The organism is Mesorhizobium sp. M7A.F.Ca.US.007.01.2.1 (assembly GCF_003998165.1).
Classification (GTDB): domain Bacteria; phylum Pseudomonadota; class Alphaproteobacteria; order Rhizobiales; family Rhizobiaceae; genus Mesorhizobium; species Mesorhizobium ciceri.
The window spans coordinates 1-15,670 of sequence record NZ_RZQP01000065.1; the positions used below are offsets into that span (position 1 = coordinate 1).

The following is a 15,670-nucleotide window of genomic DNA, read 5'->3' on the forward strand; positions in this document are numbered from 1 at the left end:
ATCCAGGGCCGCGATTTCACGGCGATGATCGAAACCATCAATGCCGTCGACGCCTGGCTCGGCAGCCTGCCGGGTCATGTCTACGCCAACGTCCGTCAACCTCCCATCTCCACCCTCAATCTCGCCCACATCATTCCGCTTTCCGCGGTGTGGGCGGGGCCGGAACGGGACGAGCATTTTGCAGCGCCCCCTCTGCTCTTCGGCAAGACCGAAGGCTCGACCCCGTTCCGGCTTTCGCTTCATGTCGGCGACGTCGGCCATACGCTGATCGTCGGCCCGACCGGCGCCGGCAAGTCCGTGCTGCTGGCACTGATGGCGCTGCAGTTCCGCCGCTACGCGGGCTCGCAGGTTTTCGCCTTCGATTTCGGCGGTTCGATCCGCGCGGCCGCACTCGCCATGGGCGGCGACTGGCATGATCTCGGCGGCGATCTCAGCGATGGGGCGATCGACAGCGTCAGCCTTCAGCCGTTCGCCCGCATTCATGATGTCCCCGAGCGCGCCTGGGCCGCCGACTGGATCGTGGCGATCCTGACGCGCGAGAATGTGACGATTAGCCCTGAGGTCAAGGAGCACATCTGGACGGCGTTGAGCTCCCTGGCGTCCGCGCCTGTCGAGGAGCGCACCATCACCGGTCTGGTCGTGCTGCTGCAATCAAACGATCTCAAGCAGGCACTGCGTCCCTATTGCGTCGGTGGTCCCTACGGCCGGTTGCTCGATGCCGAGCGCGAACACCTCGGATCGGCGTCGGTCCAGGCATTCGAAACCGAAGGGCTGATCGGAACGGGTGCTGCGCCCGCGGTCCTTTCCTATCTCTTCCATCGCATTGAGGACCGCCTTGATGGCTCGCCAACCCTTCTCATCATCGACGAAGGCTGGCTTGCGTTAGACGATGACGGTTTTGCCGGCCAGCTCCGCGAATGGCTGAAGACGCTGCGCAAGAAGAACGCCAGTGTCATCTTCGCCACGCAATCGCTGAGCGACATCGATAGTTCGGCAATCGCGCCTGCGATCATCGAAAGCTGCCAGACCCGGCTTCTCCTGCCGAACGAGCGCGCCATCGAGCCGCAGATCACGGCGATCTATCGCCGCTTCGGCCTCAACGATCGCCAGATCGAGATCATCGCGCGGGCGATGCCGAAGCGCGATTACTACTGCCAGTCCCGTCGCGGCAACCGGCTGTTCGAGCTCGGTCTGTCGGATGTGGCACTCGCGCTTTGCGCCGTATCCGCGAAGACCGACCAGGCCGCGATCGCCCGCATCGTCGCCGAGCATGGCCGCGACGGTTTTCTCGCTGCCTGGCTCACCCACCGTGGTGTCGGCTGGGCCGCAGAACTCGTTCCCGCACTGACCAGCCCCGCCGTCACCAACAAGGAGAAATCCCCATGAAGCTGCGCCGTTCACTTGCCATGCGGTTCGCTGCCGCCCTGCTTGCCGCACCCGCCGCGCTCTCGCCCATGCTGGCAACGCCGGCACAGGCCTTGATCGTCTTCGATCCCTCGAACTATACGCAGAACGTCCTGACGGCAGCGCGCTCGCTTGAGCAGATCACCAACCAGATCACCTCGCTTCAGAATGAAGCGCAGATGCTCATCAACCAGGCCCGCAATCTCGCGAGTCTGCCATTCTCCTCGCTGCAGCAGCTCCAGCAGTCGGTGCAGCGCACCCAGCAATTGCTCGGTCAGGCGCAGAACATTGCCTATGACGTCCAGCAGATCGATCAGGCCTTCCAGCAGAAATACGGTAACGTCTCGCTGTCGGCTTCGGATCAGCAGCTCGTCGCCGACGCGCGTTCGCGCTGGGGCTACACTGTTGGCGGCCTTCAGGATGCCATGCGTGTGCAGGCGGGCGTCGTCGGCAACATCGACACCAATCGCAACGAGATGTCGGCGCTGGTCGGCCAGAGCCAGGGCGCGACCGGCGCGCTTCAGGCAACACAGGCCGGCAACCAGCTCCTCGCACTTCAGGCGCAGCAACTGGCCGATCTCACCGCTGTCGTTGCCGCGAACGGTCGGGCGCAGGCGCTGCAATCGGCCGAGCAGGCCACAGCCGCCGACCAGGGCCGCGAGCAGCGCCGCCGCTTCCTGACGCAGGGCTCGGGTTACCAGCCCGGCAGTGCGCAGATGTTCTATGGCAAGAACTGAGGCCGGCGCGATGGATGGCAAGATCTTCGCTCGCATCGGTGCAGTCGTCGTCATCGCAGTCGCTTTGACAGTGACCGCGATCGAGATGAGCAGCAAGGACGATGGGCCTGATGCCCCGGCGATGCGGGACCGTTCCATCGCGTCACAAGACCCGCTCGCGGCCGAACTGCGCCGCTGTTCCGGGATCGGCGAGGCCGGCCCTCGCGATCCCGGTTGCCTGAAGGCATGGGCAGACAGCCGGCGCCGGTTTCTCGGTCAACGTGACTCGGCAACCGCGCCTGCTCCGGTAGCGCCGACAACGCTGTTTCCGAACGTAGCGGCGTCAGCCGACCGGAAAGAAGGAGAGCAGCCGGATGTGACCGCTCCCGCGATGCAGGTCGAGCCGCCTCGGCCGGAGGCTCGCTGACATGAGTGGCATGGGCGTCATTGACCATTTCCTCGAAGTCTTCACCCGCTACATCGACAGCGGCTTCGGCCTGCTCGGCGGCGAGGTCGGCTTCGTCGCCACGACGCTGATCGTCATAGACGTGACGTTGGCGGCGCTCTTCTGGTCCTGGGGGGCTGACGACGACATCATGGCGCGCCTCGTCAAGAAGACCCTGTTTGTCGGCGTTTTTGCCTATCTCATCTCCAACTGGAACAATCTCGCCCGCATCGTCTTCGAAAGCTTCGCTGGGCTTGGCCTGAAGGCCTCGGGTACGGGTTTTACCGTCAACGATCTCATGCGCCCTGGCAAGGTGGCGCAGACCGGGCTCGACGCCGGCCGGCCGTTGCTGGACTCGATCTCGAACCTCATGGGCTATTGGTCCTTCTTCGAGAACTTCATCCAGATCGCCTGCATGTTCTTCGCCTGGGCGCTGGTGCTGCTCGCCTTCTTCATCCTCGCAATCCAGCTCTTCGTCACGCTGATCGAGTTCAAGTTGACGACACTTGCCGGATTTGTGCTGATACCCTTCGGTCTGTTCGGCAAATCCGCCTTCATGGCCGAGCGGGTGCTCGGCAACGTCATCTCGTCCGGCATCAAGGTGCTGGTGCTCGCCGTCATCATCGGCATTGGCTCGACCCTCTTCTCAGAGTTCACCTCGGGATTCGGCGGGACCACGCCGTCGATCGACGATGCCATGGCGATCGTGCTGGCCGCGCTGTCGCTGCTCGGCCTTGGCATCTTTGGACCGGGCATTGCCAACGGTCTCGTCTCCGGCGGCCCGCAGCTCGGCGCGGGCGCGGCGGTCGGCACAGGGCTTGCCGCCGGCGGTATGGCAGCAGTGGGCGCCGCCGCCGCGGGCGCCGTCATGTCCGGCGGCGCAGCTGTCAGCGGCGGTGCTGCAGCGGCGGCCCGTGGCGGTGCCGCGACCGCGGGCAGGGCATCCACAGCCTACAATCTCGGCGCGGCCGGAGCGTCTGGCTTTTCCGGCGTCGCATCCGGGCTCGGCGGTGTCATCGGCGCCGGCGCCCAGGGTGCCATCTCACCGCTCAAGCGCGCGGCCAACAATGCGGCAGGAAGCATGAAGCACAGCTACCAGTCCGGCGCTCGCGCAGCCTTCGAGACGACGGGCGGATCATCCACCGGTGGCACAATCGGCGCGAACACTGGCGAATCCGGCTCCGCTCTCGTCGCGTCTTCCGTAGCCGAAAGTCAGCCCGCCTGGGCGAAGCGCATGAAGCGCTCGCAACAGATGACCCATGGCGTCCAGGCCGCCGCCCACGCCGTTCGCAGTGGCGACAGCCATGGCGGCGGCTCCTCGATCAACCTCTCTGAAAGAGACTAAGCATGTTCAAACGACCGTCCACGCACTACGGCAGATCCCCACAACCCGAGACGCCCTACCAGCGCGCTGCACAGGTCTGGGACGAGCGCATCGGTTCGGCTCGCGTGCAGGCGCGCAATTGGCGTTACATGGCCTTCGGTTGCCTGGCGCTCGCCGCCGGGTGCTCCGCCGCGCTCGTCTGGCAATCCGCCAACGGCTCGATCGTGCCCTGGGTGGTGCAGGTCGATCGTCTCGGCCAGGCGCAGGCTGTCGCCCCAGCGGTCGGCGACTATCAGCCGAACGATCCGCAGATCGCCTTCTACCTGGCGCACTTCATCGAACAGGTGAGGTCGATCCCCGCCGATCCGGTCATCGTGCGGCAGAACTGGCTGCGCGCCTATGACTTCGCGACGCAGGGCGGGGCGCTGGCTCTCAACGACTATGCGCGCGCCAATGACCCGTTCACCAAGGTCGGCAAACAGCAGATCGCCGTCGACGTGTCGTCGGTCATCCGCGCATCCCCAGTGAGCTTCCGCATCGCCTGGGTCGAACGCTGCTATCAGGACGGCTCCCTTGCTTCCACGGAGCGCTGGTCCGCGATCCTTACAATTGTCGTGCAGCCCCCGCGCGACGCCGACGCACTCAGAAAGAACCCGCTCGGCATCTACATCAACGCCATCAACTGGTCGAAGGAGCTTGGACAATGACGCCCGCACTCTTCAAAGCCGCCCCCTGGGGGCGTCCAGCTTTCCTCATCCACGCAATGCCGGCCTTCCGCAAAATGGCCATTCCAGCACTGCTGCTTTGCACTTCGGCGCTTGCGGGCTGCGCCACCAGGCAGAAGCCGCCGGAGATTTCCTATGACGATCCGATCCCGGCCGTGCCGGCCGTCGACCCGCCTTCGCCCGTCAAGGTGGTAGAGCTGTCAAAGCCGCTGCCGCTTCCAGGCCAGTTGAAGCCGGTCGGCAAGGACGCAAAGCCCGACCCGGAACCGGCCGATCCGGCCGCGCGCGTGAATCTCGCCAATGCTGCCGCGCGCGTCCAGCCTGTCCGCAACGGCTTCGTCAACTCGATGCAGGTCTATCCGTTTGTCGATGGCGCGCTCTATCAGGTCTATGCCTCGCCGGGGCAGATCACCGACATCGCGCTCCAACCTGGCGAAGAACTCGTCGGCTCCGGTCCCGTCGCCGCCGGCGACACTGTGCGCTGGATCATCGGCGATACCGAGAGCGGTACGGGCGGGGCCAGGCAAGTCCACATCCTCGTCAAGCCGACGCGCGCCGAACTCATAACCAATCTGGTCATCAATACCGATCGGCGCACCTATCACATGGAACTTCGCTCGACGCCGTCGACCTATATGGCCTCGGTCTCCTGGCAATACGCGCAGGACCAACTCATCGCCTTGCGCAGGCAGAACCAGCAGGCTGAAGCTGCGCAGCCGGTCTCGACGGGCATCGATCTTTCTCGCGTCAATTTCCGCTACCAGGTGACAGGCGATCGCGCACCATGGCGGCCGTTGCGCGCATTCGACGATGGCAAGCAGGTGTTCATCGAGTTTCCGCGCGGCATCGGCCAGGGCGAGATGCCGCCACTCTTCGTGGTCGGGCCGGAAGGCGACACGTCCGAGCTGGTGAACTATCGCGTGCGCGGCAACTACATCATCGTCGACCGGCTGTTTGCCGCCGCCGAGTTGCGCTTCGGCGCCGGCAAGAACCAGAAGCGCGTCCGCGTCTCCCGCACCGATGGGGTGAAGAGCAGTCGATTTTCATGGGTACGTGGCCCTGTTGAGACCCCGCCAGCGACGTACCTCCGAACAGACAGGGGAGGGTCGTCATCATGAGCGACAAAATGGGTCCTGGGAAGGAAGAAGGCCGGGGGCCGGCGAATGACGCCCCGCCGGAGCCACCGGTCGAGGATGACCCCCGGCCGTTGACAGGCGAGCCGGCTGCGGCGATGCGGCTGCGCGCCGAGCCGCCGCGCGTGACGCGTCTGTCGCGCAAGGCGCTGGCCGGATTGGGGCTCGCCGCAAGCCTGACTGTCGGCGGTGCGCTCATTTATGCGCTGCAGAACCGTCAACAAGGCCAGGGGCAGGAGCTGTATTCGACCGACAATCGATCGACGCCCGATGGGCTCGCGGGCCTGCCAAAGGACTATGCGGGCGTTCCGAAGCTTGGCCCACCGCTTCCCGGCGATCTCGGCCGCCCGATCCTCGCCGCACAGAATGGCGGCCCCGCGCTGTCGGCAGGCCCCATCGGCCCGGACCCGGAGGAGCAGCGCCGGGAGCAGGAACTGGAAGCGGCGAGGACCGCGCGACTGTTCGCGTCCACGCAAACGCGGCCTGCGGGTGAGGCGACTGCCGCTCAAGCCACGACAGAGACCATGCCAAGGCCCGATCTCGCCAGCCTTGGCCTCGCGCCGCAGCCAGCGACGCCCTCGGCGCAGGACCGCCAGCGCGCATTCCTAGATCAGCCACCGGACAAACGCACCGTCTCGGCCGATCGCGTCGCGGCGCCGGCGTCGAAGAACGTCCTGCAGGCGGGCGCGGTCATCGCAGCCGCCCTCATCACCGGCATTCGTTCCGACCTGCCGGGTCAGATTACCGCGCAGGTGACGGAGAATGTCTATGACAGCCCCACCGGACACATCCTTCTCATTCCGCAGGGGGCGCGCCTCATCGGCCAGTATGACAATGGTGTCGGTTTCGGCCAGCGTCGCGTTTTGCTGGTCTGGACCAGGCTGATTTTTCCGAACGGCCGCTCCATCGTTCTGGAACGTGAGCCTGGCGCCGACGCCGAGGGCTATGCTGGCCTCGAGGACGGCGTCGACTATCACTGGAGCGAACTGTTCAAGGCTGCAGCACTTTCCACGGTTCTGAGCATCGGTGCGCAGGCAGGCTCATCGGGCCAGGAGAGCGACATCATGCGCGCCCTGCGCCAGGGTGCTTCCGACAGCATCAGCCAGGCAGGCCAGCAGATCGTCCAGCGGCAGCTCAACATAGCGCCGACGCTCACCATCCGACCGGGATTCCCGGTACGCGTCATCGTCACGCACGATCTTGTGCTCGAACCTTATGGAGGCTGAAATGGCCAAGCTGAAACTCGGACCAATCGCCGACGACAAACCTGTCAAGGTTATGGTGGAACTCCCCGCGGCACTGCATCGTGACCTGACCGCCTATGCCGAGATACTTGGCCGCGACGCCGGGCAACGGCCCGCCGATGCGCCGCGCCTCATCGTTGCGATGTTGGAGCGGTTCATGGCGACGGATCGGGGCTTTGCCAGGGCAAAGCGTTCGGAGGGTGGTTGAAGGCCGGATGGCTGCCATGACGGACGCCTCCGGCCCCACAACCGCCGGGACGGCATTACCAGCGGCACCGCCCAAGTCACGACCGCCGTCGCTGCCGACGTAAAGTTCGTATTGATCAACTGCTGCGAAACGGAAACGCTTCCCCAATCATTCCTTCTGCAGGGGAGGTTGCGGCCATGGGAGGACGGGCAACTGCATCAATTGTCCTTTTAGAAGATGAGACACTGATCGCGCTCGACATCGCAGACCGGCTTCAGAATGCAGGATTGCAATTGCCGAAACCTTGTCTACATGTGCTGCTGCTCTCGAATGGCTAACGGTCCACACGCCAGACCCGGCAATCCTAGACATCCAACTGCGCGATAATGACTGCGCAGAGGTCGCCAAGGCGCTTCATAAGCGCCAAGTTCCGTTCGTAATCCACTCCGACATGTTGCCGGACGACTACAGTCATTCTTCGATTTTCCTCAACGGGAAATGGGTCACCAAACCTAGCGCGCCGGAAGACCTGATCGAGGCCGTTACAGCATTGTTGGCTAGCCGGTGCGCTCCAAAAGCGCGTCGGCAATGTAACGCCTAACGCCATCGGTTTGGGTTCGCTGGCCAATCCTTGGCGTTCGTTTCGACGGATTGCAGGGCAAGGAAACCCGATCTCATTGGTCCGCTGAAGGAAGGCTCTGCGCAAGCATCGGGGGACGGCGTTCAAATATCCCCGGTTGGTACGTTTCCGACGCTATGCACGAGCTGACATGGCTTTAGATATTCGAGTAGCCGGAGTGAGCATGAGATATTTCTTCCATATCCGAAACGAGGACGGGCACCTTTCGGAAGACCCCGAGGGTCAGGAGTTTGCGGATTTGTCGGAAGTCGAGGAAAACGCGATGGCCTCCGCCAAGGAGATACTGGCGGAAGGACTGCTTGGTGGAAAACCGGTACGATCAGGCGTGGCATTTGAAATCTGTGATGAAAATCAGGTTTTAATGTTGCGGTTTCCCTTTTCGGAAGCGGCTGGAAAGCCTGGTGCGCAGCCCTAATGCTGAAAGTGATTGGCCGTTGCGGCTGTGAGACACCATATCTTGGCTATCGTTCGCACGTTTTCACGGGCGCGAGCGGCTGGGAGATCACGAAGCTCTTGCCCTACAGAGGGCCGAGTTATGGATAACCAGCCTAAGACAACCTATCGAAACGCCTTGCTGCAGCGACTTTCTCCCATGGACCTGGCCTTACTGGTGCCTCATCTTGAGGCCGTGGACCTGCCACTGCGGACCTCCCTTGAAACCGCGAAATCCGCTATCGAACATGTGTATTTTATCGAAGAGGGCATTGCGTCTGTCGTCGCCAAAGTACCGAAGGGCCGCGATACCGAGGTCGGCCTGATTGGGATGGAAGGTATGACTGGAGCCCTCGTTGTGCTCGGTGGTGACCGCGCCGCCCATGACACTTATATGCAGTTGGGAGGCAGCGGAATCCGGATTCCTGCCGGGGCGCTGTCGATGGTTTTGTCCGAAAGCAACTCGCTGAAGGCGCTGCTGCTACTCTATGTCCAGACCCTGTTCATCCAGACCAGCTATACCGCTCTCGTGAATGCCCGATCAAAACTGGAAGAACGCTTGGCGCGCTGGCTCCTGATGTGCCAGGACCGGGTACGCGACGACCGATTTTCTATCACCCACGAGTTCATGGCCCTCATGCTCGGCGTGCGGCGGCCGGGTGTAACTGTCGCCATCCAGGAGCTTGAGGGGATGGGACTGATCAAGGCCAGGCGGGGTGAGATCGTGATCCGAGATCGGCATGGTCTGTTGCAGATCGCCGACGGCACCTACAGTGAGCCGGAACAAGAGTATGAGCGGCTTCTCGGCACAATCGCCTAGCTGCCGTGATCGGCGGCCTCGGCGAACGTTACGGTAGCGACGATGGCGCCGTCGTCGACTACGATTTCAAACGACGCATTGCGTATTAGCGGCTTCCCACCGCGCAACCCTTCCGCCATCATGTCCTTTGCAGCGGCAATCGCTTCGCGAATGGCACTTTCATGGTCTGGTAATTCGCGCCCTTCCGGATCAGGGTGGCGGTGCCCGGCAAGCACGAGGTGCAGAAAAAAGCGAGGCAAACCATGTCTCCGGGGGCAGGCGATCTCGGTCAAATAGCATCTAGGCCGCGCCACAATGTCTGCAAGCGCGCGACGTCCTTTTGGGGTTAGATCCGTGCAGCAGCAAGCCTATCTGGCTGACACGACGCCGGCCAGTTGGTCAAAGGTTCTTCGGGGATAATGATCGGACGGGAGGCGTCGAACTGCGTAAGTCCTCCTTTTCATGTAGTTCCGCGTTCGGCCACGGTCGCGGTGCAGCCACCATGTTTCTTGCGGTCCCAACCAGCCGCAAAAGCGCGCGCTTTGGGTTCGATTCCAGCCACACCGCCTTGATCGAACTGATGCTGCTCTGGCCACTGACGGGTTTCCACACCGTGGCGTCAATGGCGACCGTCCTGGCAAAGCCCTCGCCCGCCAGAGTCACGCCTTGACCGAGTTGCACCTTGAGGATGACCGTCGCTTCGCCGGCGCGGAATATCTGGACAGTGGGGCCACCATTCGCGGCGATATGCTCCAGCAACCCCGGATCCTGCGGCGATGCGCCTGAAACCAGCAGGCACGTATCTGCAAGATCTGCCCATGTCACCGCAGGCCTTTCAGCAAGCGGATGGTAACAGGGCAGGAGAACGAACAAGCGCTCGTGCGCAAATATCTCGCTACGGCATAAAGCAGCGTTCTCAAGCCCATGTGTGAAAACGATGTCGAGGCGCCGGCGGCGTATAGCCGCCAGGCACTGCTCAAGTGGAACGTCTTCGATCGCGACGCACAAGTCGGGGTGCAAACGGCGAAAACGATCGATGAGACATGTCACGAACGTGCGCCCCATCTGGGCGCACAACCCTATCCTGACCGTTTTGGCATCTGGGTGGCCGCGGCTACCTCCGGCCAGGGCATCCTGCAAGCCTTCATAATGAGCGCGGACAACGTCGACCCAGTCCCGGCCCGCCTCGGTCAGCCGAACGCCATGGGCGTCGCGGTCAAACAACTGCATGTCCAGCAATTGCTCGAGAGCAACGATGTTGCGGCTGACACAGGATTCCCTCACTCTGAGAACTCTTGCAGCCTGCCGGAGGCTGCCATGGTCGACAGCTGCGAAGACATGGTCCAAACGGCGGAGCGTGTTGTTGACCTGTCCCAAGGCTTAAGCGCCTATTCCTGCGCGGCGGCGGCGCTCACCGGCAGGGTCGGATACAAGCTGGTTTCATAGACGTACTCGTGCGGAATGGCTGGCATGGCCATCTGGGAGAGGTACCGGTTCAGGTTTTCCTCGCTATTGCTCGCCGCGAGGCTGCAGAAATTTCCGCTGTTCCAGGTCAGGGAGCAGTGGCTGAAATGCGCGCGTATCGCGTCAGCCATCTGCGCCAAGGTGACCTCATTGCCGAACATCGTATCCAGAACGAGGGCTTGCTTCTTCTGGATTTCGTCTGGGGGAAAATAGCGCGCCTTGAAGCCGAAATCCTTCTGGTATTCGCGACGCCTGTAATCAGGCTCCTCGGCAGCGCGGAACTTCTCGACGAAGACGAAGAGCCCGTCCTGCTTGAGGTGCTGGGTCACGAACTCGATCTGGCTTGCTCTGTTTGGCGAGTACATCTGAAAGGTCGTATCTTCCAGAATAATATCGAAGCCGTGGGCGAAATTTGCCAGTCGCGGATCCGAGCCGAGGACGTCCTTTGTCAACTTGTGGAAGGGGCCGATGAAGAAGTCGGCGTGCGGTGGTTCGCCATAGGCCATGAAGCTTGCGTAATTCTCCGCGTTCGGGCTGCACGACAGTGTGCGTATCCGTCCCTCGGACAGTTCCGATAACGTTCTCGCCATCGTGCCTTCCGCCGTTCCAAGGCTGTATAGCGAAAGCGGAGCGCCACGGTGCCGTGCGTATTTCAGCACTGCGTAGGCCATCCGGCACTCTTCCTCCAATCTGTAGGGAATGCTGCCGTGATAGTGCTGGTCGAAAAAACCCTGTCGTGCCGCATGCAGGGCAACCAGGTCGCGTAAGATTTCATCGCTCGGCAGAAGGCGGGCGTCGACGACGGGTTTGCGAATTGGCATCCCGCTCTTGCCAGCGGCGGTCGCCGCGAAAAAGCCGGCTAGTCCGTTGATGCGTGGGCCATGATCGCACTCAGCCAGAAAGTCATCGAGTCCACGCATCGCAGTATGCCTCCAGCACCGTTCCATTGGTGAGATGCCGATACGTCGATGGGGGAAATTCCACTAAGATAAGAGTGGTCTAATATTTCGCCGGGCTCAAGTATTGGCTGAGCCAACTGGTAGGCCTGCCGGATACAGGCGGCTTTCACTCGCTTGCCATTTTTTCGCTAAAGTCACATCTTCTACCAATCCAGAGTTATTTGCGTGTTGTTCAGCAACCCATGGTTCGCCACATCACGCAACGACTGGCCACTCGCCAGTAAGGAGACTGTGGATACGTGAATACTCTTGCCCTCGACCCGACCGAGAATCGCCGTTCGCAGCACCAATCGCTTGCCCACAAGTATGAGAGTTGGGGGAGTGTCCGGGCGGACGTCGTCAAAAGAACCGGGCTTGAGCGCCAGGAGACAAGGATCCTCCAGCCAAACCATATGTTCTTGATGAATCTGAAGGGCACGGCGAGCCGCGGAGAAGACATTGTGGACGGGCGCCGGCTTGCGTTTTTGCCGCGCAGGGCCGGTTCGATAATCTTCATGCCGGCCGGCAGTGATTGGAGTGGGTGGGACGAGGGGGACGCGACCGCTTCCTACCTCCTTGTCTCGATTGAAAAAGGGTTCGCCGACGATGTGTTTGCGGGAATGGCTCGCAAGCGCGCGGCAATGCTGCCGCCTTCGATCGGATTTCGGGACACCACTGTAGAGTTGGCGTTGCAGAGGATTGTCCTGGAGCTCAAGCAGCCTGATCCCATCAGCGCAACGATGGTGGAGTGCCAGGCCACGCAATTGCTCGGGCAAATGTTCAGGTTGAACGGCGTCCATCAGGAACCGGCAAAAGGCGGTTTGTCATCGTTCGATCTCAAGCGAGCGGTGGGAATGATCGAGGCCTTGCCGGGCGGCAGACCTACGCTCGCCGATTTGGCAAAAGAGGTTGGGGTTAGCCGGTTCCATTTCTGGAGGGCCTTCAAGCAGTCGACAGGCATGACGCCGCACGCATTCATTGCGCAGCGCCGATTGGAGCACTCCGCGGATATGCTGCGATCGACCAATTTGTCGGCGACGGAAATCGCCATGGAATGTGGTTTCGGCAGTTCGAGCCATTTCACGACCGCCTTCAAGCGGGCCTTCGGCGCGGCCCCGACGGAATTTCGTCGTAACTGCAGAATCTAGGCCGCCGCTTGTCGGTTCTCAGCAAGTATCGGAAAACCCCAACATCACAGTAAAGCAGGCTTGGCGGAAGAAGGTATCCATCGGCGGCCAACCCGGAACGCCGCTAATGTCAAACCTGGTTCGAATTCATCATGCCAAGGGACGGGCCGACCGGTCCAATCCCCGCTTCGGATTCCTGGCCAGCACGCTATCGGCTTCTGTCGCCCGAAACGGCTACTACATCGCATCCGCCTGGATTCTCGTCGAGCGAGGATACGGAACCGCCGGCGTGGCGACCTTCCTTGCGATCGCAAGCATTGTCGAATTCATCGCGAGCCCGCTGGCGGGCGTAGCGGCGGATCGATTTGACAGGCGGCGCTTGAACGTTGCGGCAGACCTCAGCCGCTTCCTCGTTATGCTGGCTACCGCTTGCGCGCTCGTCTACATGGACGTGTTTCTGATTATCTGCCTGTCAGCGGCCCTCTTTTCGTTCTGCGACCGTGTCGCGCTTACGAGCTCGCAATCAATGATCCCCGCGATAGCTGACGGCCGCGATCTTGTAGCCTCGAATTCAGCCGTCTTCTTCGTCATGCAGTTCGGCAATCTCTGCGCAGCTCTGCTTGCAGGGCCGTTGCTGCATGAGCGCTCGCCAGCCCTGCCATTCACCGTTCTTGCTGCCTTCTTCCTATTTTCAGCGGGCTGCCTTACCTTGATGCGGCTGGAAACCGGTTTCGCGCGATGTCCGCATCGCCAAGATCTCTGCGGCACTAATCGATCCGAGCCTGCGTCGTCTCATCGTCGTCTACGCGCTTCTCTATACAAGCGCGGTGCTTGTCAGCGTCATGGGATCGAGCTTCGTCTTCCAGGAGCAAAAGGGTACTGCCGTGGATTTCGGCTACCTCGAGGCCGCATGGTCGGCGGGCTCACTGATCGGCGCGGTCTCTCTATGCCGGATTGAAAGAGCGATGAGTATCCACGCGCGGCATCTCATGCTTTTGGCCTTAACGGCGCTTGTACTCATGGCGCTGGCATATCTGCGCACACCCTGGACAGTGATCCTTTTTGCCGCGCTGGGATTTCTATACAATCTTGGGCGCGTCAGCGTTGAAGTCACATTGCAGACGCATGTATCCGTTTACCTGTTGGGCCGGGCCAAAGGCATTATGCATAGTGTGGCCGTGGCGCTCGGATTGCTTGTTTTCGGCATCGGCGCCGCTGTTGGAGATCGAGCATTTCCTTCGACGATTTTCTTCAGCTTCGGGGTGGTGCTCATCAGTATTTTGTGTTTGGGCGTTGGTGCCGGTCAGCCACAAGAAAAAGGTGAATCGTGAGGTGGAAGAGCTAGCAGCAGGTGCCGATGCGAAACAGGCAGTCCTGGGGTCGCTGACGGCACTCTACCCCTGGATGAAACCTTATCATTCCCGGCCGATCCGCGATTATGCGTTTCGCCTGTTTACGGCGCCGACTTTGGGTCCCGTGCCAGAAATCCGGCTCCGAGCCTTCACCAAATTGCTCGACATCATCAGGAAGGCAGCGACACGAAACGGGTTGTCTGCCGATATCGCCTCAGAAATCTGCAGGGATTTCGAAAGGCGCCGCGTGTTGCAGACAGGGCCTCATTTGTTTCTCCTCATGGAGCCAGAAGCCTACTACACGCACATCTTCAGCCTCCTTGGTCTCTCGGCGCATGGCTGTTCGACCTATGTTTCCTACGCCGTTTCGACGGTGAATCTCGTCGAAAAGGCACGCAAGGGGCCAGGCTGGCTCATCGTTGACGGGAAGCCGATCAACGTCTTCGGCCTCAGCCGAAGCCGGATGATCGGATACAGCCTGTTAGCCGGGCAGGGACCCTATAGGTTCGAGTTGTTGCCGACGGAGCCAAACACTGCGGGGGACGGGCTCGCGCTGCTTCGTACCCTTCTGCCGAAGGCGCAATTCGAGCGGCCCGCGCAAGCCATCAAGGCAGCCAATCTCATGCTTTGGCCAAGAATGTTCGGAGGCCGTTTTGCCTTCCTGCAGATCGACGACGAGGATATTGCCGACCTGGTGGCGGACCATCTGTCGGACGAAAATTCCTGGCTACGCATGAGACTTCTGGAAGACCCGAAGTTCGCTTCCAACATCCTTGCCGGCCTCGACGGGCTCGCGTCCGGCCCTTGGAGTGGCTGGCTCGCGCGCGGTACCGACTTCTTCTGGTTCTATGAAAATGGCAAACGCCGGCCGTTGCGTCTGATCGCCGGCGAACTTATCGATCCTGCGACCGGTATGAAGGTGGCGTGGTTCACAGCCCCCGACATCCTCGAGCGGCTGGCAAACCGCAGCCTTATCCCGAATCTCCTGCTGATGTTTCTGGTTTTGTCGATCCTGCCCGGCGTGCGCGCGCTTGGAGGCAGCTATCAGCCGATCTACTACCCCTTGATGCGCTATGTCGTCTGCCGGGCGCTCGAGGCGGCAGGCGTGGATGGAGATCTTAGGCAGGCTCTCGCAACCGACGACGTGCCGGGTGCTTGGGGACATCGGGTAATTGAGTGTGATGATGATCCGCTCGAGCTATTCCTAAATGGCAGGAACGACGGGATGAGTGATCTTATCGACCGTTTGGGCGACATTTCCTTCGCTGAGGCATGTGGAAGTATGAAAGGCTTCGTGTCGGACCCGTCGTGGCATGAGCTCCACAGCCGTCTACGGCAGGGGTTGCTCACGCCGGCCGATGAGGAATGGGCTTTTTCCTGAAATGTTTTATTCGTCCCCGTTTGGCATGTGTACGCCGGAACGCGGACGGCTGCTTCGCGCCCAATCTCAGTCATTGCGGACTTCCCAAAGCAGACGTGATAATTCCCTGGAACTGTCCGAAAGTGTGAAATGGTACTTTCACACTGAGGCCAACTTGAGGCGACCAAATTCTAATGTGAAGAAACTGGACCTTTCGACGCAACGGTGGTGATGCGCCTACTACGGCGACTTTCGCTGTGCACTCGCATGAGATCAAAACGTTGTGATCAAGGCCACTATTGGAATGCTAAAACAATTGACGAGAGAAGAATCGTCTAGTGTTCTCGCGGCTTTGTGTTTCGGGTAGGGGCAATTCCCTC

16 protein-coding genes and 1 pseudogene are annotated in these 15,670 nt (G+C 61.3%); 14 read left to right on the forward strand and 3 right to left on the reverse strand.

The features are described 5' to 3' along the window. The 10 genes and pseudogenes from EN949_RS14355 to EN949_RS14405 all read left to right on the forward strand — a co-directional run. Positions 1–1,386 (forward strand): annotated as a pseudogene (locus tag EN949_RS14355) (conjugal transfer protein TrbE); the annotation flags it as partial. After that, positions 1,383–2,141: a P-type conjugative transfer protein TrbJ gene (gene trbJ / locus EN949_RS14360; RefSeq protein ID WP_127365936.1), complete on the forward strand. Its 759-nt coding sequence runs from the start codon at positions 1,383–1,385 to the stop codon at positions 2,139–2,141. The pseudogene EN949_RS14355 and the gene trbJ, both read left to right, overlap by 4 nt. A 10-nt stretch (positions 2,142–2,151) precedes the next feature. Further along, positions 2,152–2,547: a putative entry exclusion protein TrbK-alt gene (trbK-alt, locus tag EN949_RS14365; protein WP_127365937.1), complete on the forward strand. Its 396-nt coding sequence runs from the start codon at positions 2,152–2,154 to the stop codon at positions 2,545–2,547. 1 nt (position 2,548) lies between these two features. Then, positions 2,549–3,910 (forward strand): P-type conjugative transfer protein TrbL, encoded by a 1,362-nt coding sequence (gene trbL / locus EN949_RS14370; RefSeq protein WP_127365938.1) that lies wholly within the window; start codon positions 2,549–2,551, stop codon positions 3,908–3,910. Between the two features lie 2 nt (positions 3,911–3,912). Continuing rightward, positions 3,913–4,596 (forward strand): conjugal transfer protein TrbF, encoded by a 684-nt coding sequence (gene trbF, locus EN949_RS14375; protein WP_127365939.1) that lies wholly within the window; start codon positions 3,913–3,915, stop codon positions 4,594–4,596. After that, on the forward strand, positions 4,593–5,732 hold the full coding sequence (gene trbG, locus EN949_RS14380; RefSeq protein ID WP_245459044.1) for a P-type conjugative transfer protein TrbG: 1,140 nt from the start codon (positions 4,593–4,595) through the stop codon (positions 5,730–5,732). Before trbF ends, trbG begins: the two co-directional genes overlap by 4 nt. Beyond that, entirely contained in the window at positions 5,729–6,973 is a 1,245-nt protein-coding gene (locus EN949_RS14385; protein ID WP_127365940.1) for a TrbI/VirB10 family protein, read from the forward strand. The genes trbG and EN949_RS14385 overlap by 4 nt, the downstream gene beginning before the upstream one ends. 1 nt (position 6,974) lies before the next feature. Beyond that, positions 6,975–7,199, forward strand: coding sequence for a DUF2274 domain-containing protein (locus EN949_RS14390; protein WP_127365941.1), 225 nt, complete (start codon positions 6,975–6,977; stop codon positions 7,197–7,199). Positions 7,200–7,981: 782 nt separating this feature from the next. After that, positions 7,982–8,233 (forward strand): hypothetical protein, encoded by a 252-nt coding sequence (locus tag EN949_RS14400; protein ID WP_127365942.1) that lies wholly within the window; start codon positions 7,982–7,984, stop codon positions 8,231–8,233. A gap of 120 nt (positions 8,234–8,353) precedes the next feature. Beyond that, on the forward strand, positions 8,354–9,070 hold the full coding sequence (locus EN949_RS14405) for a Crp/Fnr family transcriptional regulator (RefSeq protein WP_127365943.1): 717 nt from the start codon (positions 8,354–8,356) through the stop codon (positions 9,068–9,070). On the opposite strand, the gene EN949_RS14410 is transcribed toward EN949_RS14405, so the two are convergent. The 3 genes from EN949_RS14410 to EN949_RS14420 all read right to left on the reverse strand — a co-directional run bounded on the left by EN949_RS14410 (position 9,067) and on the right by EN949_RS14420 (position 11,433). Continuing rightward, positions 9,067–9,309, reverse strand: a complete 243-nt coding sequence (locus tag EN949_RS14410; RefSeq protein ID WP_127365944.1) for a hypothetical protein — start codon at positions 9,307–9,309, stop codon at positions 9,067–9,069. The genes EN949_RS14405 and EN949_RS14410 overlap by 4 nt on opposite strands. A gap of 139 nt (positions 9,310–9,448) precedes the next feature. Then, positions 9,449–10,426, reverse strand: a complete 978-nt coding sequence (locus EN949_RS14415) for a LysR family transcriptional regulator (RefSeq protein ID WP_127365945.1) — start codon at positions 10,424–10,426, stop codon at positions 9,449–9,451. Between the two features lie 11 nt (positions 10,427–10,437). After that, complete coding sequence (locus tag EN949_RS14420) at positions 10,438–11,433, reverse strand: class I SAM-dependent methyltransferase (protein WP_127365946.1); 996 nt, start codon at positions 11,431–11,433, stop codon at positions 10,438–10,440. A gap of 278 nt (positions 11,434–11,711) precedes the next feature. Between EN949_RS14420 and EN949_RS14425 the strand changes: the two genes are divergently transcribed. The 4 genes from EN949_RS14425 to EN949_RS14440 all read left to right on the forward strand — a co-directional run bounded on the left by EN949_RS14425 (position 11,712) and on the right by EN949_RS14440 (position 15,311). Next, positions 11,712–12,599, forward strand: coding sequence for an AraC family transcriptional regulator (locus EN949_RS14425; protein ID WP_127365947.1), 888 nt, complete (start codon positions 11,712–11,714; stop codon positions 12,597–12,599). Between the two features lie 106 nt (positions 12,600–12,705). Further along, positions 12,706–13,536, forward strand: coding sequence for an MFS transporter (locus EN949_RS14430; protein ID WP_127370752.1), 831 nt, complete (start codon positions 12,706–12,708; stop codon positions 13,534–13,536). Positions 13,537–13,543: 7 nt separating this feature from the next. Next, positions 13,544–13,909: a hypothetical protein gene (locus tag EN949_RS14435; protein WP_127370753.1), complete on the forward strand. Its 366-nt coding sequence runs from the start codon at positions 13,544–13,546 to the stop codon at positions 13,907–13,909. Further along, complete coding sequence (locus EN949_RS14440; RefSeq protein WP_127370754.1) at positions 13,872–15,311, forward strand: hypothetical protein; 1,440 nt, start codon at positions 13,872–13,874, stop codon at positions 15,309–15,311. Before EN949_RS14435 ends, EN949_RS14440 begins: the two co-directional genes overlap by 38 nt. Positions 15,312–15,670: the final 359 nt, after the last annotated feature.

Coding starts and splice junctions, on each gene's coding strand:
- trbJ (WP_127365936.1), top strand. CDS start 1,383: ATGAAGCTGCGCCGTTCACTTGCCATGCGGTTCGCTGCCGCCCTGCTT.
- trbK-alt (WP_127365937.1), top strand. CDS start 2,152: ATGGATGGCAAGATCTTCGCTCGCATCGGTGCAGTCGTCGTCATCGCA.
- trbL (WP_127365938.1), top strand. CDS start 2,549: ATGAGTGGCATGGGCGTCATTGACCATTTCCTCGAAGTCTTCACCCGC.
- trbF (WP_127365939.1), top strand. CDS start 3,913: ATGTTCAAACGACCGTCCACGCACTACGGCAGATCCCCACAACCCGAG.
- trbG (WP_245459044.1), top strand. CDS start 4,593: ATGACGCCCGCACTCTTCAAAGCCGCCCCCTGGGGGCGTCCAGCTTTC.
- EN949_RS14385 (WP_127365940.1), top strand. CDS start 5,729: ATGAGCGACAAAATGGGTCCTGGGAAGGAAGAAGGCCGGGGGCCGGCG.
- EN949_RS14390 (WP_127365941.1), top strand. CDS start 6,975: ATGGCCAAGCTGAAACTCGGACCAATCGCCGACGACAAACCTGTCAAG.
- EN949_RS14400 (WP_127365942.1), top strand. CDS start 7,982: ATGAGATATTTCTTCCATATCCGAAACGAGGACGGGCACCTTTCGGAA.
- EN949_RS14405 (WP_127365943.1), top strand. CDS start 8,354: ATGGATAACCAGCCTAAGACAACCTATCGAAACGCCTTGCTGCAGCGA.
- EN949_RS14420 (WP_127365946.1), bottom strand. CDS start 11,433: ATGCGTGGACTCGATGACTTTCTGGCTGAGTGCGATCATGGCCCACGC.
- EN949_RS14430 (WP_127370752.1), top strand. CDS start 12,706: ATGTCAAACCTGGTTCGAATTCATCATGCCAAGGGACGGGCCGACCGG.
- EN949_RS14435 (WP_127370753.1), top strand. CDS start 13,544: ATGAGTATCCACGCGCGGCATCTCATGCTTTTGGCCTTAACGGCGCTT.